General features: G+C 72.5%; 13 protein-coding genes. 11 read left to right on the top strand and 2 right to left on the bottom strand.

Going from position 1 to position 19,489, the window contains the following annotated elements:
• The first annotated feature begins 23 nt into the window (after positions 1-23).
• Complete coding sequence (locus BKD26_RS16050; RefSeq protein WP_084898542.1) at positions 24-1,241, top strand: amidohydrolase family protein; 1,218 nt, start codon at positions 24-26, stop codon at positions 1,239-1,241.
• Positions 1,242-1,290: 49 nt separating this feature from the next.
• Here BKD26_RS16050 and BKD26_RS16045 read toward each other — a convergent pair whose 3' ends face one another.
• Complete coding sequence (locus tag BKD26_RS16045; protein WP_084898541.1) at positions 1,291-1,617, bottom strand: hypothetical protein; 327 nt, start codon at positions 1,615-1,617, stop codon at positions 1,291-1,293.
• A 240-nt stretch (positions 1,618-1,857) separates the two neighbouring features.
• On the opposite strand from BKD26_RS16045, the gene BKD26_RS16040 reads away from it, so the two are divergent.
• The 7 genes from BKD26_RS16040 to BKD26_RS16010 all read left to right on the top strand — a co-directional run bounded on the left by BKD26_RS16040 (position 1,858) and on the right by BKD26_RS16010 (position 10,686).
• The gene (locus BKD26_RS16040) at positions 1,858-2,778 is read left to right on the top strand and encodes an LLM class F420-dependent oxidoreductase (RefSeq protein WP_084898540.1); all 921 of its coding nucleotides are present in this window, start codon (positions 1,858-1,860) and stop codon (positions 2,776-2,778) included.
• Positions 2,779-2,794: 16 nt separating this feature from the next.
• Positions 2,795-3,556 (top strand): glucose 1-dehydrogenase, encoded by a 762-nt coding sequence (locus BKD26_RS16035; protein ID WP_084898539.1) that lies wholly within the window; start codon positions 2,795-2,797, stop codon positions 3,554-3,556.
• Positions 3,557-3,658: 102 nt separating this feature from the next.
• Positions 3,659-4,786, top strand: coding sequence for an LLM class flavin-dependent oxidoreductase (locus BKD26_RS16030; RefSeq protein ID WP_084898538.1), 1,128 nt, complete (start codon positions 3,659-3,661; stop codon positions 4,784-4,786).
• A 544-nt stretch (positions 4,787-5,330) separates the two neighbouring features.
• Positions 5,331-7,061 (top strand): D-aminoacylase, encoded by a 1,731-nt coding sequence (locus tag BKD26_RS16025; RefSeq protein WP_084898537.1) that lies wholly within the window; start codon positions 5,331-5,333, stop codon positions 7,059-7,061.
• Positions 7,058-8,503 (top strand): aldehyde dehydrogenase family protein, encoded by a 1,446-nt coding sequence (locus BKD26_RS16020; RefSeq protein WP_084898536.1) that lies wholly within the window; start codon positions 7,058-7,060, stop codon positions 8,501-8,503. The genes BKD26_RS16025 and BKD26_RS16020 overlap by 4 nt, the downstream gene beginning before the upstream one ends.
• 215 nt (positions 8,504-8,718) lie before the next feature.
• The gene (locus BKD26_RS16015) at positions 8,719-10,272 is read left to right on the top strand and encodes an APC family permease (RefSeq protein ID WP_084898535.1); all 1,554 of its coding nucleotides are present in this window, start codon (positions 8,719-8,721) and stop codon (positions 10,270-10,272) included.
• 96 nt (positions 10,273-10,368) lie between these two features.
• Positions 10,369-10,686 carry a cupin gene (locus BKD26_RS16010; RefSeq protein ID WP_084898534.1) on the top strand — a complete coding sequence of 106 codons (318 nt, stop codon included), beginning with the start codon at positions 10,369-10,371 and terminating at the stop codon, positions 10,684-10,686.
• 15 nt (positions 10,687-10,701) lie between these two features.
• Here BKD26_RS16010 and BKD26_RS16005 read toward each other — a convergent pair whose 3' ends face one another.
• Complete coding sequence (locus BKD26_RS16005; RefSeq protein WP_084898533.1) at positions 10,702-12,162, bottom strand: CehA/McbA family metallohydrolase; 1,461 nt, start codon at positions 12,160-12,162, stop codon at positions 10,702-10,704.
• 91 nt (positions 12,163-12,253) lie between these two features.
• Here BKD26_RS16005 and BKD26_RS16000 point away from each other — a divergent pair, with 91 nt between their 5' ends.
• Genes BKD26_RS16000 through BKD26_RS15990 form a run of 3 tightly spaced genes read left to right on the top strand, consistent with a single transcriptional unit; the run spans position 12,254 to position 19,427 of the window.
• The gene (locus tag BKD26_RS16000) at positions 12,254-13,081 is read left to right on the top strand and encodes a TIGR03619 family F420-dependent LLM class oxidoreductase (protein WP_084898532.1); all 828 of its coding nucleotides are present in this window, start codon (positions 12,254-12,256) and stop codon (positions 13,079-13,081) included.
• 27 nt (positions 13,082-13,108) lie between these two features.
• Positions 13,109-15,691, top strand: coding sequence for a bifunctional FO biosynthesis protein CofGH (locus tag BKD26_RS15995; protein WP_107417888.1), 2,583 nt, complete (start codon positions 13,109-13,111; stop codon positions 15,689-15,691).
• A gap of 4 nt (positions 15,692-15,695) precedes the next feature.
• Positions 15,696-19,427: a tetratricopeptide repeat protein gene (locus BKD26_RS15990; protein ID WP_143662659.1), complete on the top strand. Its 3,732-nt coding sequence runs from the start codon at positions 15,696-15,698 to the stop codon at positions 19,425-19,427.
• The last annotated feature ends 62 nt before the right edge of the window (positions 19,428-19,489 follow it).

Genomic DNA, 19,489 nt, shown 5'->3' with positions numbered 1-19,489 from the left:
AGTTCGGCGCTACGGTGCTGTGCATGGAGACCTTCCCGAAGATCATCTCGGTGGACGACCACACGGTGGAGCCGCCGCACGTCTGGCGGGACCGGCTCCCGTCGAAGTACCGGGACACCGGGCCGCGCATCGTCCGTGCGCCGCTGAAGGACATGAGCTTCCTGGGCGGGAAGTTCGCCCCGGTCATGGGCGAGAAGGGCGACGAGGGCCCCATCGGCGACTGGTGGGTGTACGAGGACCTCCACCGCCCCCTCACCCGCCTGGACACCGCCGTCGGCTACGACCGCGACGAGATACGGCTCGAAGTGATCACGTACGAACAGATGCGACCCGGCTCGTACAGCGTCCCCGACCGTCTCGCCGACATGGACGTCAACCACGTCCAGTCCGCGCTCTGCTTCCCCACCTTCCCGCGCTTCTGCGGCCAGACCTTCACCGAGGCCGCCGACCGCGAGCTGGGCCTGCTGGGCGTACGGGCGTACAACGACTGGATGGTGGAGGAGTGGTGCGGGCCCGAGGCCCGCGGCCGGCTCATCCCGCTGACCCTCATTCCGCTGTGGGACCCGGAGCTCGCCGCGGCCGAGGTGCGCCGGAACGCCGCCCGGGGCGTACGGGCCGTCGCCTTCTCCGAGATACCCCCGCACCTGGGGCTGCCGTCCATCCACACCGACGCCTGGGACCCCTTCCTCGCGGCGTGCGACGAGACCGGCACGGTCGTCGCCATGCACATCGGCTCCTCGTCGAAGATGCCCTCGACCTCGGCGGACGCCCCGCCGGCCGTCGGCTCCACCATCACCTTCGCCAACTGTTGCTTCTCGATGACCGACTGGCTGATGAGCGGCAAGCTCGAGCGCTTCCCCGGCGTGCGGATCATGTACGCGGAGGGGCAGATCGGCTGGATCCCCTACATCCTGGAGCGGGCCGACGTGGTGTGGGAGGAGAACCGCGGCTGGGGCGGCGTCGCCGACAAGGTGCTGCGCCCGCCCTCGGAACTGTTCGCCGAGCACGTGTACGGCTGCTTCTTCGACGACGCCTTCGGGCTGCGGAACCTGGACGCGATCGGCGTCGGAAACGTGCTGTACGAGACGGATTATCCGCACTCCGACTCGACGTGGCCGAAGTCCCGCGAGGTCGGCGAGGCCCAGATGGGCCACCTGGCGCCGGACGTGGTCGAGCGGATCGTGCGCGGCAACGCGATCGAGCTGCTGGGCCTGACGGAGGACGGCCTGTGGCGGCCGTGACCGGGCGGTGAGGTGGCCGCCCGCGCGGCGGATCCGGGATCCGGGGTGATCAGTTGGTGAAGTACAGGTACTTCCAGCAGCTGTGCGTGGTGTAGTCCGCGCGGTCGCCCGACGTCGGGTCGATGTACGACGCGCGCACCCGGGCGCGGATCCCGGCCTTGCCCGGCGCGCCGAGCGACACCCGGGAGACACCGCTCTTGCTCAGCGCGAAGTACTCGGTGCTGCTGTACCACTGGCCGTCGTAGTACACCTGGAGCTCCAGCCGCTGCTTGCGGCCCGCGTAGTACGACATGGTCGTGGTGACCACCGGGCTCACCGACTTGCGGAAGTACTGGTGCCGGACCGCGAGCGCTGTCGCGGTCGAGATGCTGCGCATGCGCACAGTGATTCGTACCCCCACGAGGAAATCCGGCGTGAGGCCGGGAGAAGGGGGAAGGGCTGCGCCATCCCCCCCCTGGCGTCGCAGCGGACGCCTGGTGCGCAGTCGGGCGCAGCTTATGGCATGGCAATGACACCTGGGGAGCCCGTTCCCGGGGTGAGGGTCTTGTCCGGTGAAGCGTCCGGTGGGACGGTGGTCGCCACCCTGAAGTGACGATGCGTCAGATAAGGCGGTGTCATGGTCTCGTACGGGATGCAACTGCCGGTCCAGTCACAGAGCACCCTCTACGCCGAGCCCTGGGAGGCGGGCGCCGGGCCGGAGGATCTGGCCGAGGTCGCCCGGGTCGCCGACCGGTGCGGGTTCGCGTACCTCGCCTGCTGCGACCATGTGGCCATACCGCGGCGGCTCGCCGGGGCGATGAGCACCGTCTGGTACGACACCGTCGCCACTCTCGCGTACCTCGCCGCCGTCACCCGGCGCGTACGGCTGCTGAGCCATGTGGCGGTCGTGGGGCTGCGGCACCCGCTCGTCACCGCGAAGGCGTACGCCACTCTTGATCATTTGAGTGGCGGGCGGGTGGTGCTCGGCGTCGGGGCCGGGCACGTGCGGGAGGAGTTCGAGGCTCTGGGGGTGGACTTCGAGCGGCGGGGGGCGGTTCTGGACGAGGCGGTGGACGCGCTGAGGGTGGCGCTGGGGCCGGAGGAGTACCCGAGGTTCGCGGGGTCGCGGTTCTCCTTCGAGGAGCTCGGGCAGCGGCCCCGCCCGGCCCAGGAGCGCGTGCCGGTGTGGGTCGGTGGGTCCTCGCCCGCCGCGGTGCGGCGCGCCGCGCTCAAGGGCGACGGGTGGCTGCCGCAGGGTGACCCCCGTGACCGGCTGCCCGCGCAGATCGGGACGCTGCGGCGGCTGCGCGAGGCGGCCGGGATCGAGGAGCCCTTCGTCATAGGCGCGATCACCGAGGCGCTGTACGTCGGCGACGCCCCGTGGGACGTCGGGCGGCGCACCCTCAGCGGAAAGCCCGACGCGCTCGCCGAGTCGCTGCGCGCGTACGGGGCGATGGGCGTGGACCAGATACAGGTGCGGTTCCGGTCCCGGAGCCGCGCGGAGCTGACGGACCAGATGGGGGCGTTCGCGGAGGGCGTCGCGCCCCTGCTGGGCTGAGGACCGGGAGGGCGGCATGGGGAAGCTGGACGGGCGGGTCGTGCTCATCACGGGCGCGGCGCGCGGTCAGGGCGAGCAGGAGGCCCGGCTGTTCGTGGAGGAGGGTGCCCGGGTCGTTCTGGCGGACGTGCTGGACGGGCCGGGGCACGCGCTCGCGAAGGAGCTGGGGGAGGAGCGGGCGTTCTACGTCCATCTGGACGTGGGGCGCGAGGACGACTGGGGCGACGCCGTCGGGGCGGCTAAGGGGGCGTTCGGCAAGATCGACGGGCTGGTGAACAACGCGGGCGTGCTGCGCTTCAACGAGCTCGTCTCCACGCCGCTGGAGGAGTTCATGGACGTCGTCCGGGTCAATCAGGTCGGGTGCTTCCTCGGGATACGGAGTGTGGCGCCCGAGATCGAGGCCGCGGGTGGCGGCACGATCGTCAACACCGCCTCGTACACGGCCCTGACGGGGATGGCGTACGTCGGTGCCTACGCCGCCACCAAGCACGCCGTCCTCGGGCTGACCCGGGTCGCGGCGGTGGAGCTGGCGGGCAAGGGCATCCGGGTCAACGCCGTGTGCCCGGGCGCCGTGGACACCCCCATGACCCGGCCCGAAGGCGCCGACCCCGGCGCGCTCGACGAGCTGTACAGCAAGCTCGTGCCGCTGGGGCGGGCCGGCCGGCCGGAGGAGGTGGCGGCGCTCGCGCTCTTCCTGAGCTGCGGCGACTCCGCGTACATCACCGGGCAGCCGTTCGTCATCGACGGGGGCTGGCTGGCGGGGGTCAATGTCTTCTGACGGCGCCTGACGGATCGTTGGTTATTGACGGGCTGGGGGTGTGGTGGAACAGTCGACTGTCGGGAGCTGACGGTGCGTCAGATATAGAGGGATGGTGACCCCTTGGAATTCGGGCTCTTTGTACAGGGATACGTGCCGGCCAAGCGGGCCCAGGCCGACCCGGAAGCAGAGCACAAGGCGCTGATGGAGGAGACGGAGTACGTCATCCAGGCGGACAAGTCCGGGTTCAAATACGCCTGGGCCTCCGAGCACCACTTCCTGGAGGAGTACTCGCACCTGTCGGCCAACGACGTGTACCTGGGGTACCTGGCGCACGCCACGGAGCGGATCCACCTGGGGTCCGGGATCTTCAACCCGCTGGCCCCGGTGAACCATCCGGTCAAGGTCGCCGAGAAGGTCGCCATGCTCGACCACCTCTCGGGCGGCCGCTTCGAGTTCGGGTCCGGGCGCGGGGCCGGGTCGCACGAGATCCTCGGGTTCCTGCCGGGCATCACCGACATGAACCACACCAAGGAGATCTGGGAAGAGACCATCGCCGAGTTCCCCAAGATGTGGCTCCAGGACGAGTACGAGGGGTTCCAGGGCAAGCACTGGTCGCTGCCGCCGAGGAAGGTCCTGCCCAAGCCGTACGGGCCCGCGCACCCGGCCATGTGGTACGCGGCCGGGTCGCCGTCCTCGTACGCCATGGCGGGGAAGAAGGGGCTGGGCGTGCTCGGCTTCAGCGTGCAGAAGGTCTCCGACATGGAGTGGGTCGTCGACTCGTACAAGACGGCGGTGGAGGGGGCGGAGCCGGTCGGGGCGTACGTCAACGACAACGTGATGGTGACGTCGACCGCCATCTGCGCCGAGACGCACGCGAAGGCGGTCGAGATCGCGGTGGGCGGCGGGCTCAACTACCTGCAGTCGCTGCTGTTCCGGTACCACGACACGTTTCCCCGGCCGGAGGGGGTGCCGGAGTGGCCCGAGCTGCTGCCCGAGTACACCGAGGAGATCATCGAACTGCTCATCGCGGAGGAGCTGATGATCTGCGGCGACCCGGAGGAAGTCCTGGCGCAGTGCCGGCGGTGGGAGCGGGCGGGAGCGGACCAGCTGTCGTTCGGGCTGCCGATCGGGGTGTCGTACGAGGACACGATGACGACGATCCGGCTGATCGGGGAGCACGTGATCCCCGTGATCGACACGGACCCGGTCCACCGCACCACCCGGTTCCGCCAGGCCACACCCGGCTGACCGGTGCGGCGCGGCCGGTGCGGGCCGGGGGCGGCGGTCCGGTGCGGGCCGGCTCCCCCCGTTGTGGGCAGTCGTTCCGCTGGGAGTGCCCCAGGGCGAAGTCCCAGGGGGAGGAACGGGTGGGCACAACGGAACCGGGGCGGCGCCCTTTCCCGGTTCCTCCCGGGGCGGTGCCGTTTCCCGGTTCGCCCGGGGGCGGTGCCCGACCGGCGGCCACACCGGGTGCGTGGGGGGCGTGGACCCTCCGGGCTCATCTCGTCGAGGCCAGCGGCCTTGGGTACGGGACAAGGGAGCCCACCAGCCGCCGCCAACCTCTGCGGGGACGACCCTGCACGGCCCCACCCCGGCCGGATCCCGGCTGCGGGCCGGTTCCCACCGGTCGTGGGCAATGGGCCCGCGCCCAGCGCGGGGCATCCAGAACGCGGGGCGCCGGCATCCCGGGCCGGCCGTTCCGTGGCAGGTCCCGGCCGGGGGGCACGCGGCCGCGGCCGGCCGCGGCGCCCCCCGGCCGGGGCGTACGCGATCGCAGTGAGAAGGGGACGTCATGCTGGACCATCTGATCAAGGGTGCCGACCTCGTCGACGGCACCGGCGCCCCGGCGCGCAGGGCCGACGTGGGGATACGGGACGGGCGCATCGCCGCCGTCGCCGAGCCCGGCACGCTCGGCGAGGAGGCCAGGACCAGCGAGGACGCCGCCGGGCTGGTCCTCGCGCCCGGGTTCGTCGACCCGCACACCCACTACGACGCCCAGCTGTTCTGGGACCCGTACGCCACGCCGTCGATGAGCCATGGGGTCACCACGGTGGTGGGAGGGAACTGCGGGTTCACGCTGGCGCCGCTGCGGCCCGAGGACGCCGACTACACGCGGCGGATGATGTCCAAGGTGGAGGGGATGGCCCTCAAGGCCCTGGAGGAGGGCGTCGACTGGAGCTGGCGCGGCTTCGGCGAGTACCTGGACGCCCTGGAGGGGCGTATCGCGGTGAACGCCGGGTTCATGGTGGGGCACTGCGCCCTGCGGCGGTATGTGATGGGGGCGGAGGCGGTCGGTGGATCGCCGACGGCCGGGCAGCTGGACGCGATGGTGCGGTTGCTGCACGAGGCGATGGACGCGGGTGCCTGGGGGCTGTCCACCACGCAGTCGTCCACCCATTCGGACGGGGACGGGCAGCCCGTGGCGTCACGGCATGCCGGGCCCGAGGAGCTGCTGGCGCTGTGCGGGGCTGTCGGTGAGCACGAGGGGACGCAGATCGAGGCCATCGTGGCGGGGTGCCTGGATCAGTTCGCGGATGACGAGATCGACTTGCTGGTGGAGATGAGCGTCGCCGCGGGGCGGCCCCTGAACTGGAACGTCCTCACCGTCGACGCGGCTGTTCCCGAGCGGGTGCCCAGGCAGCTGGTGGCGAGTGAGCGGGCCTGCAAGGCGGGTGGGCGGGTCGTGGCGCTGACGATGCCCATCCTGACGCCGATGAACATGTCGCTGGGCAGCTTCTGCGCGCTCAATCTGATTCCCGGGTGGGGGGAGGTCCTGGGGCTGCCCGTGGACGAGCGGATCGGCAGGCTCAGGGACCCCGAGGTGCGGGCGGAGATGCTGCGGCGCGCCGACTCCAAGGAGGCCGGCGTCTTCCGGCGCCTCGCCGACTTCGGGCGGTACGTCATCGGCGACACGTACAGCCCGGAGAACGCGGGGCTGACGGGGAGGGTGGTACGGGAGGTCGCGGAGGAGAGGGGGCAGGATCCGTTCGAGTGCCTTGTCGATATTTGTGCGCGGGACCGGTTGCGTACGGTCCTGTGGCCCATGCCGCCCGACAACGATCCGGCCTCGTGGGCGCTGCGCCGGGAGACCTGGGAGCACGAGGACGTCCTGCTCGGCGGCTCCGACGCGGGCGCCCACCTGGACCGGATGTGCGGGGCGCCGTATACGACGAGGTTCCTCGGTGACTGCCTGCGGGGGCGGAAGCTGGTGGCGCTGGAGCGGGCGGTGAAGATGCTGAGTGACGATCCGGCGCGGCTGTTCGGGCTGAGGGAGCGGGGGCGGATCGCGGAGGGGTACCACGCGGATCTGGTGCTGTTCGATCCGGAGCGGATCGACGCCGGGCCCGCGACGCTGGTGCACGACCTGCCCGGGGACAGCCCCCGGCTGGACTCGCGGGCGGTCGGGATCGTGTCGGTGCGGGTCAACGGCGTGGAGACGGTACGGGAGGACAGGGTCACCGGTGCGATCCCGGGCAGGGTGCTGCGCTCGGGGCGCGACACGAGGACGGTGCCGACGAGGTGAGGCTCTTCATCGGCGGTGAGTGGGTGGAGCCCGAGGGCGGGCACTACGAGGTGGTCAACCCCGCCACGGAGGAGGTCGTCGGCCTCGCCCCCGAGGCGAGTCGGCGCCAGGCGTACGAGGCGGCCGCGGCGGCGAAGGAGGCCTTCGGGAGCTGGTCGCGGACGCGGCCGGAGGAGCGGGCGGCGATTCTGGACCGGGCGGCGGAGGTCATCGCGCGCGACGCGGAGGCGCACGCGCGGCTGGCGCAGGCCGAGAGCGGTGCGACGACCGGTACGGCGCGCGCCATGCAGGTCGCCGTCGCGTCGGCGCGGTTCCGGCGGTACGCCAAGGGCGCCCTGGAGCCGGTGGAGCAGCCCCTGCCGCCGCAGATCAGCGCGGCGGGCCCGATGGGGCCGGCCGGTGTGCTCGGGGCGGTCGCGGTGCGGCGCCCCGTGGGCGTGGTCGCGTGCATCACCTCGTACAACAACCCCTGGGCCAATCCGGCGGGCAAGGTCGCCCCGGCGCTGGCGATGGGCAACACGGTGGTGGTCAAGCCCGCCCCGCAGGATCCGCTGTCGGTGTACGCGATGGCGCGGGCACTCGAGGAGGCCGGGACGCCGCCGGGGGTCGTCAACGTCGTCACGGGGGCCGGGGCGGCGGTGGGGGAGGCGGTGGTGGGCTCGCCGGATGTGGACATGGTGAGTTTCACCGGGTCGACGGCGGTGGGGCAGCGCATCGGCGAGGTGTGCGGGCGGGAGGTCAAGCGGCAGCTGATGGAGCTGGGCGGGAAGGGCGCGGCGCTCGTGTTCGACGACGCCGACCTGGACGCGGCCGTGCGGGGCATCGGCACCACCTTCTCGTTCTACAGCGGCCAGATCTGTACGGCTCCGACACGGGTGCTGGCGCAGCGCGGGGTGTACGGGCGGCTGGTGGAGAGGCTGACCGGTTACCTGGGCCGGCTGCGGGTGGGGGATCCGGCCGAGGTGGGGACCGTGGTCGGGCCGGTGATCTCGGCCGCGCACCGTGACCGGGTGGAGGGGTACGTCGAGCTGGGGCGGGAGGAGGGAGCTCGCGTCATCAGGCACGGGTCGCCGCCGGAGTACGGGAAGGGCTTCTACGTCGCTCCGGCGCTCCTGGTGGACTGCGCGGGCGACATGCGGGTGGTGCGGGAGGAGATCTTCGGGCCGGTCGTGGTGGTGGTGCCGTTCGACGACGAGGAGGAGGGCGTCGCGCTGGCCAATGACAGCGACTACGGCCTGATCGACTACGTGTGGTCGGGTGATGTGGCCCGGGCGTTCCGTGTGGCGGGCAGGTTGCGGGCCGGCGGGGTCGGGGTGAACACGATCGGCCGCAACATGGAGGCGCCGTTCGGTGGCTTCAAGAAGAGCGGTGTGGGGCGGGATTGCGGGTCCTACGCGCTGCACGCGTACAGCGAGCCTCAGGCGCTCGTCTGGCCTGGCTGAAAACAGCGCAGGAAAATTTGGAAACGGGCAAATCGGACGCCGCTGCGGTTCCCGCATATCGGACGGTGCGGTTTTCACCTACCAATCGGTCGGTGTGCGTCGGAAGCGATCTTTCATTCGTTGTCGGGAGGGGGCTGTAGGCCCTGGAATGCAAGGCAAAGATCGCGGAGTTCCTTCTTCCGGATGTGGAAACCGCAGCACTTAACGTCCTCTGCATGACTCAGGTAGAAGCGCGGCCCCAGGCCGGAGACACGGTAACGAGCGGCTCCCAAGGGGGCGTACGCAAGAAGGGCCTCGGCGACAACTCAGTCGGGCTCATGGGTGGCGCCGTCATTGGCGTGTCCACCGTCGCCCCCGTCTACTGCCTCACGGCCACACTCGGCCCCACGGTCAGTGAGGTCGGGCTGCAGATGCCGGCGATCTTCCTCGCCGGATTCCTGCCGATGCTTCTGGTGGCCTTCGCCTACCGCGAGCTGAACCGTGCGGTGCCGGACTGCGGCACGTCCTTCACCTGGTCGGTGAAGGCCTTCGGGCCGCGTGTCGGGTGGATGTGCGGCTGGGGCCTGCTCGTCGCCACCATCGTGGTGCTCTCCAACCTCGCCGGTGTCGCGACCTCCTACTTCTATCTGCTCCTCGGTGAGGTCACCGGCAGCGAATCGGTCGCCGCCCTCGACGGCAACAAGGCCGCGCACATCCTCACCACGCTGGCCTTCATCGCCATCGCCACAGCGATCAGCTACCGCGGCATCACCGCCACCAAGTGGGTCCAGTACGCCCTGGTCGGCCTCCAGCTCACCGTCCTGGTGATCTTCGCCGTCATGGCGATCACCAAGGCCGACGAGGTCGCCGGGTCGCTCGACTTCTCCTGGTCCTGGATGAACCCCTTCGGTGTCGAGTCCTTCGCCGCCTTCACCGCCGGCCTGTCCCTGTCGATCTTCATCTACTGGGGCTGGGACGCCTGCCTGTCCATCAACGAGGAGAGCACCGGCAGCGCCCGGACGCCCGGCCGCGCCGCCATGCTCGCCATGGTCGTGATCGTCGCCTCGTACCTGATGATCGCCATCGCCTCCCAGATGTACGCCGGCATCGGCGACAAGGGCACTGGCCTCGGCAACCCCGACACCGCGGACAACGTCTTCGCCGTCCTCGCGGAACCGATCATGGGCTCCGGTCTCGGTGTCCTGCTCTTCCTCGCCGTCGTCGCCTCCGCGGCCGCGAGCCTGCAGACGACCTTCATCCCGGTGGCGCGCACGGCCCTGGCCATGAGCACCTACCAGGCGATGCCGGCCTCGTTCGCCAAGGTCCACCCCCGCTTCAAGACCCCGGGCCGCGCCACCGTCATCGCGGGTGTCGCCACCGGCGCCTTCTACGCGCTGATGTCGCTCCTCAGCGAGAACGTGCTGATCGACACCATCTACGCGCTCGGCCTGATGATCTGCTTCTACTACGCGATCACCGCCTTCGCCTGCGTGTGGTTCTTCCGCCGCGAGCTGCGCCGCTCGGTGCGTGACCTGGCCGTCAAGGGCATCTTCCCGGGCCTCGGCGGCCTGATGCTCACCGCCGTCTTCGGCCAGACGCTGTACGACATCTGGGACCCGGCCTACGGCAGCGGTTCGTCGGTGTTCGGCATCGGCTCGGTCTTCGTGATCGGCGTGGGCCTGCTGCTGCTCGGCGTGGTGATCATGCTGGTGATGCAGCGCCGCAGCCCGGCGTTCTTCCGTGGCGAGGTCCTCACGCAGGAGACCCCTGCCCTCGTCGTCGCGGACTAACGCGCATACCTGAGCCGGAAGGGCGGACACCGTGGGACGGCACGGTGCCCGCCCTTCCGTATGCGTAGGCTCCGGCATGGCGGCAAGGTGGACGGTATGTATGACCTCAACGCCATCGCAGAGGAACACCTCGTAGCCGCCCACGCCGACGAGCACGGCCGCAGCGCCAACCTGATCCTGCGCGACCCGCCGCTGCGGCAGACCGTCATCGCGCTCACCGCCGGCACCTCGCTCGACGAGCACAACACCCCGCCCGCCGCGTCCCTCCAGGTACTGCGGGGCGTGGTCAAGGTGACGGCCCAGTCCGGCGACACGGAGCTGACCATGGGCTCCCTGTACCTGCTCCCGCCGGAGCGGCACGGACTGACGGCGGTGACGGACGCGGCGGTCCTGCTCACCGCCGTCAACGACTGACGCCGCAGGACCGGCCTACGGGGCGTCCCCCAGGAACACCGGGTTGGTGAACGCCGCCAGAGCGCCCGGGAGGCCCGGGACCGTCGCCGGGTGGCGGAGCTCCGCGCGGACGTAGGTGGCGTACGCGGGCGTCGTCGTCCACTCGGCCGTGCCCGTGCCCGACGCGGGCAGGGGCGGCGCCGTGTGCAGGACGCCCTGGTCGGTGACGAAGCGGGCCGTGCAGCCGGGGGCGCCCGTCACCTCCAGGCGCACCGTCACCGGGGCGTCGGGCGGTACGGCGAGCCGGTCACCGATGCCCGCGTGGGCGCCGCGCCCGCCCGTGGCCGTGAAGGACAGCGACACGGCGGCCGACTCGGCGACGTACGACCGCCCCGCGCGCAGCCCGGCCAGGATCGCCTCGCGGGTCAGGTCGTCGGCGAGGACGACCGTCTGCGGCTCGCCCACCTTCTGGGGCTCGCGGTGCGCGTCGCTGCTGCCCATCGCCGGGGTCCAGCGGCGGGAGGCCAGCGTGGCGTCCCAGTCGGCCAGGGTGACCTCGTCGTCCGGGGTGTACGGGCCGTTCCACACCTCCACCACGTCCGCGTCGGCGAACCCGAACTTCCAGTTGCAGCCGATGCACGTGGCGTGCGGGTGGGCCGGGACGACCAGGCCGCCGGCGCGGCGGATCGCGCGGGCGAAGTGCCCGAAGCGGTTGTCGCGGGCCCGGTAGCGCCAGTCGACGAACGTGCCGGGATCGGTGCCGACCGCGACGACGTGCCCGTTGCGGGTGGTGACCTCCTCGCCGGTGAGGATCAGCAGGTCGTCGCCCCACAGGCCGTCCCACGCGCGGTGGGCGGCGTGTGTGTTGTGCTCGGAGGTGTTGATGAAGTCCAGCCCGGCGGCGCGCGCGGCGGCCGCGATCTCGGCGGGGGTGCGCCGCCCGTCGGAGTACACCGAGTGCAGGTGGCAGTCGCCCCGGTACCAGTCCCGGCCGCGTCCCCGGGCGCGCTGCGGCGGGTACACGGGCGCGGGCGTACGACCGGGCGTGCCGTACGTGAGGCGGACCGTCACCGTGTACGCCAGGCCCTCGGGGGCCACCGTGTACGGGCCGAGCGCGATGTGCCAGGTCCCGGCGCGGACGGGCCCCGGGAGGTAGCCGGGCGTGGCGTCGTCGGCGCGGAGGAAGAACTCGGTGCGGGCGCCGCCCGACCAGCCCCGGAAGCCGCGCCCGCCCAGCTCGGTGCCGTGCTCGTCGAAGACGCCGATGTCCAGGGCGTTGCCCTGCGTCCCGGGCGGCACGGCGGGCCGTTCGTACGCGTACGACACCCGGACCTCCCGCACCCCGCGCGGCACCTCGACCGGCACGTACACGTAGTCGGGCGAACCGGGCGGCAGGGTGCCGCGCAGCACCTGCTCGGTCTGCCCGGCGGCGAAGCGCACGCCCGGCGCCGCGAAGGCGCCCGCCGCGCCCGTCACGAATCCTCGTCTGCCCATCATGGGTGCCACCCTCCTCGCGGCCGGTCAACTCCCCGCCAACCTGAGGTGAAGGTCTCGGAATTCGCCACCGGACGCCATACGTTGGGCGGTCATGCGCATCGCGACGACGATTTTCCTCACGGACCAGACCATCACCCCGGTACGGCTCGCACGCGAGCTGGAACAGCGCGGCTTCGCGGGCCTCTACCTGCCCGAGCACACCCACATCCCCGTCGAACGCACCAGCCCCTACCCGGCGGGCGGCGACCTGCCGCCCGAGTACGGCCGCACCCTCGACCCGTTCATCGCGCTCGGCCAGGCCGCCGCCGTCACCGAGCGGCTCGGGCTGGGCACCGGCATCACGCTCGTCGCCCAGCACGACCCGATCGACCTGGCCAAGCAGGTCGCCACGCTCGATCACCTCTCCGGCGGCCGCCTCACCCTCGGCATCGGCTACGGCTGGAACAGGGAAGAGGCGGAGGACCACGGCGTCACGTGGACCACCCGCCGTGAACGCACCCGCGACCGGATGGCCCTGATGCGCGCCCTGTGGGCCGCGGAACCCACCGCGTACGAAGGCGAGACCGCCTCCGTACGCGCCTCCTTCGCCCACCCGAAGCCGGCCGGCGGCGCTCCGCGCACCCTGATCGGCGGCGCGGCCGGCCCCAAGCTCTTCGCCCACATCGCCGAGTACGCCGACGGCTGGCTCCCCATCGGCGGCCGGGGCCTGACCGAGACGCTCCCCGTGCTGCGGGAGGCCTGGGAGAAGGCGGGCCGCGACCCCGAGGCCCTCCAGGTCGTCCCCTACGCCGTGCGCCCCTCGGCGGGCAAGCTCGCCCACTTCGCCGACCTCGGCATCACGGAGGCCGTCGTGCAACTCCCGCCGTCCGGCGAGGCCGAGGTGCTGCGGACGCTGGACGAGTACGCCCAGTACGTGTAGGAGCCCCGCGCTCGTATGCTCGGGTCCATGACCGATGACCAGTCCGGACGCCCCGCCAGCAACGCCATGCGACGCGCCCTCAAACGGGCCAGGGACGGTGTGGCGCTGGACGTCACCGAGGCCGCCGTCCTGCTTCAGGCGCGCGGCGCGGACCTGGACGACCTGGCCGCGTCGGCCGCGCGGGTGCGGGACGCCGGGCTGGCGGCGGCCGGGCGGGCCGGGGTCATCACGTACTCGAAGAGCGTGTTCGTCCCGCTCACCCGGCTGTGCCGCGACACGTGCCACTACTGCACCTTCGCGACCGTGCCCGGCAAGCTGCGGCGCGCCGGGCACGGGATGTTCATGTCGCCGGACGAGGTGCTGGACATCGCCCGCCGGGGCGCCGAACTGGGCTGCAAGGAGGCCCTGATCACGCTGGGCGACAAGCCCGAGGACCGCTGGCCCGAGGCGCGGGAGTGGCTGGACGCGCACGGGTACGACGACACCGTGGCGTACGTACGGGCCATGGCGATCCGCATCCTGGAGGAGACCGGGCTGCTGCCGCACCTCAACCCGGGTGTCCTGTCGTGGACCGACTTCCAGCGGCTCAAGCCGGTGGCGCCGTCCATGGGCATGATGCTGGAGACGACGGCGACCCGGCTGTGGTCCGAGCCGGGCGGCCCGCACTACGGCTCCCCCGACAAGGAGCCGGCCGTGCGGCTGCGGGTCCTGGAGGACGCGGGACGGTCGTCGGTGCCGTTCACCAGCGGGCTGCTCATCGGGATCGGCGAGACGTACGAGGAGCGGGCGGAGTCGCTGTTCGCGCTGCGGCGGGTTTCCCGGGCGTACCACGGCATCCAGGAACTGATCATCCAGAACTTCCGCGCCAAGCCGGACACGGCGATGCGCGGCATGCCGGACGCCGAACTGGACGACCTGGTGGCGACGGTCGCGGTCGCCCGGCACATCATGGGGCCGTCGGCGTGTCTGCAGGCCCCGCCGAACCTGGTCGACGGGGAGTACGGGCGGCTCATCGGCGCCGGGATCGACGACTGGGGCGGGGTGTCGCCGCTCACCATCGACCATGTGAACCCCGAGCGGCCCTGGCCGCAGATCGACGCGCTGGCGGAGAAGTCCGCGGCGGCCGGTTTCGAGCTGCGTGAACGTCTCTGCGTCTACCCCGAGTTCGTCACGCGCGGCGAGCCGTGGCTCGACCCGCGCCTGCTGCCGCACGTCCGCGCGCTCGCCGACCCGGCAACGGGGCTCGCGAACCCGGACGCGGAGGTGCGCGGCCTGCCCTGGCAGGAGCCCGACGAGGGGTTCACCGCGTCGGGGCGTACGGATCTGCACCGCGCCATCGACATCACAGGGCGTACGTCGGACCGGCGTGACGACTTCGACGAGGTGTACGGCGACTGGGAGGCGCTGCGGGAGGCCGCCGCACCCGGCATGGTGCCGCAGCGCATCGACACCGACGTACGCGAGGCCCTCGCGGTCGCAGCCGACGATCCGACGCGGCTGACGGATGAGCAGGCGCTGGCGCTGCTGCACGCGGACGGGCCGGCGCTGGACGCGCTGTGCCGGATCGCCGACGGCATCCGGAAGTCGGCCGTGGGCGACGACGTCACCTACATCGTCACCCGCAACATCAACTTCACCAACGTCTGCTACACCGGCTGCCGCTTCTGCGCCTTCGCCCAGCGCCGTACCGATGCCGACGCGTACACCCTGTCCCTGGACCAGGTCGCCGACCGCGCCCAGCAGGCGTGGGAGGTGGGCGCGGTCGAGGTGTGCATGCAGGGCGGCATCCACCCGGACCTGCCGGGCACGGCGTATTTCGACATCGCCCGGGCGGTCAAGGACCGGGTGCCGGGCATGCACGTCCACGCCTTCTCGCCGATGGAGGTCGTCAACGGCGCGACCCGTACGGGCCTGTCGCTCCGCGAGTGGCTGACCGCCGCGAAGGAAGCCGGCCTGGACTCCATCCCCGGGACGGCCGCCGAGATCCTCGACGACGAGGTGCGGTGGGTCCTGACCAAGGGCAAGCTGCCGACGGCGACGTGGATCGAGGTGGTGAAGACCGCGCACGAGCTCGGCATCCGCTCGTCGTCGACGATGATGTACGGCCACGTCGACCAGCCCCGCCACTGGCTGGGCCACTTCCGTACCCTCGCGCGGATCCAGCAGGAGACCGGTGGCTTCACGGAGTTCGTGACGTTGCCCTTCATCCACACCAACGCCCCCGTCTACCTCGCCGGCATCGCCCGCCCCGGCCCCACCACCCGCGACAACCGGGCCGTCACCGCCATGGCCCGGGTTCTGCTCCACCCGCACATCCCGAACATCCAGACCAGCTGGGTGAAGCTGGGTACCGACGGCGCCGCCGACATGCTCCGCTCCGGCGCCAACGACCTCGGCGGCACGCTCATGGAGGAGACCATCTCCCGTATGGCGGGCTCCAGTTACGGCTCGTACCGCTCGGTCAAGGACCTCGTCGCCATCGCGGAGGCCGCCGGCCGCCCGGCCCGCCCCCGTACGACCCTGTACGGCGAGGTCCCCGAGGAGCGCCGGCGGACGGCGGCGGCATCGGACGGACACCTCCCGGAACTGCTGCCGGTCCTGACAGACTGACCGCATGAGGACCGGGGCGGGGGCGGCGCGGCCATCGATGGGAGAGCTCATCGAGCGCAGGCGCCGGGCGGGCTTCGTGGGACGGGAACGTGAAAAGGCGCTGTTCCGTGGGAACTTCGACACCGAGCCGGACGACGAGCGGCACCGCTTCGTCTTCCACGTCGTGGGCAACGCGGGCGTCGGCAAGACGACGCTGGTGCGCGAGCTCCAGGAGACGGCCGACAGGCTCGGCGCCGTCACGGCGTACGTCGACGAGGACGTCAACAGCGTGCCCGAGGCGATGGCGGCGATCAGTGCCCGTTTCGCCCGGCGGGGCCATGCCCTCAAGGCGCTGGACCGTCAGCTGACGACCTACCGGCAGCGCTGCCACGAGGCGGAGCTGTCGCTGGTCGCCGATCAGCCGGACGCCTCTCCGTCGCCGGGCAGCATGGCGCTCGCACAGGCCGGGCTGATCGGAGCGAGCATGCTCCCGGTCGTCGGAGCGCTCACCGGTGCCGTCGACCCGGCGCGGGTGGCCCGGCGCGCCGACGAGCTGAGGGCCGCGCTCAGTGCCCGCTTCCACAGCCCCGAGGACGTCCAGCTGGTTCTCGACCCCCTCAAGGTGCTCACGCCCGTACTGGTGGCGGAACTGGACCGGGTGGCCGCCGAGGCCCCCTGGCTGGCGCTCTTCTTCGACACCTACGAGCGCACCGCACCGTTCCTCGACATCTGGCTGCGCGACCTGATCACGGGCGCCCGGTACGGGGCGCTGCCCGGCAACGCCGTGCTCACCCTGGCCGGTCAGCGCCGCCTCGACCCCGCCTGCTGGGCGGACGTCGCGGAGCTGATCGAGGAGCTGCCGCTTCAGCCCTTCACGGAGCCCGAGACCCGCCGCCTGCTGTCCGCGAAGGGCATCGTGGACGAGCCGGTCGTCCAGGACGTGCTGCGCCTGTCCGGGGGCCTGCCGGTGCTCGTCACCACCCTGGCGGCCAAGCCCGGTGAGCCCAGCACCGCGGGCGCGACCGCCGTGGACCGCTTCCTCAAGTGGGAGAACGACCCGGCCCGCCGAGCCGCCGCCCTGGCGTGCGCGCTGCCGCGCCGGCTGAACGAGGACGTGTTCATCGCGGCGACCGGGGAACCCGCCGGTCTCTTCGGGTGGCTGCGAACCCTGCCCTTCGTCTCCGAGGGCGACGGCCACGCCAAGTACCACGACGTCGTACGCGACCCCATGCTGCGCCTCCAGCGGACCGACTCCCCGCGCCGCTGGCGTGAGGCGCACCAGGGGCTGGCGGAGACCTTCGCCGGGTGGCGGGCGTCGGCCGCCACCGGGCTGGACCCGGAAGGGCTGTGGCGGGACCCCCACTGGCGCGAGCTGCGCGAGGAGGAGCTCTACCACCTGCTGTGCGCCGATCCGCGCGGCGCGCTGCCCACCGCCCTGGCGGGCGGAGCGGACGCCTGCAAGGAGGGCCCGGCCGTGGCGCGCCGCTGGGCGCGCACGCTCGCCGCGGCGGGCCATGACACGGACGCGGAGCTCCTGCGGCAGTGGGCCACCGACTGCCTGGACGCCCTCGGAGACGAGGAGCGCGGCGTCGTCCGGGTGCTGGGTCTGCTGCTGGCGCGCGGCGGGCTGGACGTCGAGGGCCAGGTCCGGGCGCTCGACGCCCGGTCGTTCCACCACCGGGTGGCCGAACGGTACGACGAGTCGCACGCCGACTGCGCGCGGATGATCGACCTGGCGCCCGGCGACTGGCGCGGCTGGTTCGACCGGGGCCTGACGCACCGCCTTCTCGGCGCCTGGGACGAGGCCCTGGCCGATTTCGCGCGGGCGGCGGAACTGCGCCCGGACACACCGCGGATCATCCGCGAACTGGGCGAGGCCCACTACGGCGCGGGCCGCCCGTCCGACGCCCTGCGGGAACTGGACCGGGCCCTGGCCCTGGACCCCTCCGACGCGGCGGCACTCGCCTCCCGTGCCGCCGCCCACGAAGCCCTGGGGCGGCCCCGCGAGGCTCTGGCGGACGTCGACCTGGCCCTGGACATCAGGCCGGACTACCGCTGGGCCCTCCACCGTCGCGCACATGTGCTCCGTGGCCTGGGTGACACGGAGGGCGCGCTGAGGGACCTGACCCGGGCCGAGGCGCTGAAGCCGGACGACCCCTGGACCCTCGGCGAGCGCGGGGAGACCTACCGGTACGCGGGGCGGTACGAGGAGGCGATCGCCGCGTACGACCGGGCGATCGCCCTCGACCCCGGGTACGCCTGGGCCTTCGGCAGCCGCGCGATGGCGCACGACGCCCTGGGCAGGACCGAGGAGGCGCTGGCGGACCTGGCGCGGGCCGTGGAGCTGAAGCCGGACTATGTGTGGGCGCTCGTCAGGCGGGCGGAGATCCTCGCCCGGCTGGGCGACACGGCCGGCCGGTTCGCCGCCCTCGACCGGGCGGTGGGGGTGGCGCCCGGCGATTCCTGGGCCCGCTGGATGCGGGCGGACGCCCTCGAGGAGGCGGGCCGCCACGAGGAGGCTCTGGCCGACCTCGACCGCGCGGTGGAGGCCGGCGGTGAGCGGGCGGAGAACTGGCGGATGCGGGGGTTCGTGCTGTACCGGGCGAGGCGGTACGAGGAAGCCGCCGCCGACCTGGACCGCGCCCTGGAGCTGGCGCCGGACAACGCGGCCGCCCTTTCCACGCGTGCGTCGATCCACGAGCGGCACGGGCGCGTGGAGGAGGCCCTCGCGGATCTGAACCGTGCCGTGGAGCTGGACGGCGGCGACGTATGGGCGCTCATCGTCCGGTCCTCCCTCCGGGAACGTACCGGTGACGTCGAGGGAGGGCTGGCGGATCGGGTGCGGGCGGCCGAACTCGCCCCGGACGACGCCCGCGTGCTCACGCTCGCGGGGGAGGGACACCGCAGGGCCGGCCGGCACGAGCAGGCGATCGCGTTCTTCGACCGGGCCATCGGGCTCGCGCCGGACAGCTACTGGGCCGTGGGCAGCCGGGGCCAGGCCCTCCGTGCACTGGGCCGCCACGAGGCCGCCCTCGCCGACCTCGACCGCGCCGAAGCGCTCGCCCCCGACAAGGCCTGGATCGTCGCCGAGCGGGGTGCCGTCCATCAGGACCGGCGCCGGTACCACGACGCGCGACGGGAGCTGGACCGGGCGGTCGCCATGGATCCGTCGGCGGGGTACGTCCACGAGCGCCGGGCCTTGTTCCACCGGGCCACCGGCCGGCTGCCGGACGCGCTCGCCGACCTCGACCGGTGCCTGGAGCTCGGGCACGAGACCGCCTGGGCACACCGCGCCCTGGCCACCGTCCAGCTCCTGCTCGGCCGCCCCGACGAGGCACTCGCCGCCCTCGCCGACGTGCCCGACCACGCTCTGGGCAGCGAGGCGCACCGCAGGGCGGGTCGTCTCGACATCGCCCGCGGGGAGGCCGAGCTGCTGTCCGCCGAGGACCCCGGCGCGGGTGCCCCGCTGCTCGCGATGGCCGTGAGCCGTATCGAGGGCCTGTCCGCGGCGGCCGGCCACTGGCGGGCCGCCGGCCTCACTCATCCGCTCATCGCCGCCTGCTCCCTCGGGGAGTGGTCGCACGCCGACGACCTGCTCGCCGGCTTCCTCACCGCCGCGCCGCCCTGGGACGAGTTGGCCCGCACGGCCCACACCCTGGCCGAGCTCCTCCAGTGCCCCGGCGCCGACCCGGACGAGCTGGAGCCCCGGCTGCGCCGGGTCGAGGCTGCTCGGGACGCCTTCGACGCAGACCGGTGAACCCCTCAAACCCACCCCTGACGGGCGTCCGCGCCCATAACACTCCGGCCCCCGGGCGCCCC

Origin of the sequence: Streptomyces sp. CB03238 (genome assembly GCF_002099185.1) — a bacterium.
Lineage (GTDB): Bacteria > Actinomycetota > Actinomycetes > Streptomycetales > Streptomycetaceae > Streptomyces.
This window is presented reverse-complemented; position numbering and strand designations above follow the sequence as displayed.

Excerpts from the sequence above, each read along its gene's own strand:
- BKD26_RS16050 (WP_084898542.1), top strand. The coding sequence starts at position 24 with ATGGAGACCTTCCCGAAGATCATCTCGGTGGACGACCACACGGTGGAG.
- BKD26_RS16045 (WP_084898541.1), bottom strand. The coding sequence starts at position 1,617 with ATGCGCAGCATCTCGACCGCGACAGCGCTCGCGGTCCGGCACCAGTAC.
- BKD26_RS16040 (WP_084898540.1), top strand. The coding sequence starts at position 1,858 with ATGGTCTCGTACGGGATGCAACTGCCGGTCCAGTCACAGAGCACCCTC.
- BKD26_RS16035 (WP_084898539.1), top strand. The coding sequence starts at position 2,795 with ATGGGGAAGCTGGACGGGCGGGTCGTGCTCATCACGGGCGCGGCGCGC.
- BKD26_RS16025 (WP_084898537.1), top strand. The coding sequence starts at position 5,331 with ATGCTGGACCATCTGATCAAGGGTGCCGACCTCGTCGACGGCACCGGC.
- BKD26_RS16015 (WP_084898535.1), top strand. The coding sequence starts at position 8,719 with ATGACTCAGGTAGAAGCGCGGCCCCAGGCCGGAGACACGGTAACGAGC.
- BKD26_RS16010 (WP_084898534.1), top strand. The coding sequence starts at position 10,369 with ATGTATGACCTCAACGCCATCGCAGAGGAACACCTCGTAGCCGCCCAC.
- BKD26_RS16005 (WP_084898533.1), bottom strand. The coding sequence starts at position 12,162 with ATGATGGGCAGACGAGGATTCGTGACGGGCGCGGCGGGCGCCTTCGCG.
- BKD26_RS16000 (WP_084898532.1), top strand. The coding sequence starts at position 12,254 with ATGCGCATCGCGACGACGATTTTCCTCACGGACCAGACCATCACCCCG.
- BKD26_RS15995 (WP_107417888.1), top strand. The coding sequence starts at position 13,109 with ATGACCGATGACCAGTCCGGACGCCCCGCCAGCAACGCCATGCGACGC.
- BKD26_RS15990 (WP_143662659.1), top strand. The coding sequence starts at position 15,696 with ATGAGGACCGGGGCGGGGGCGGCGCGGCCATCGATGGGAGAGCTCATC.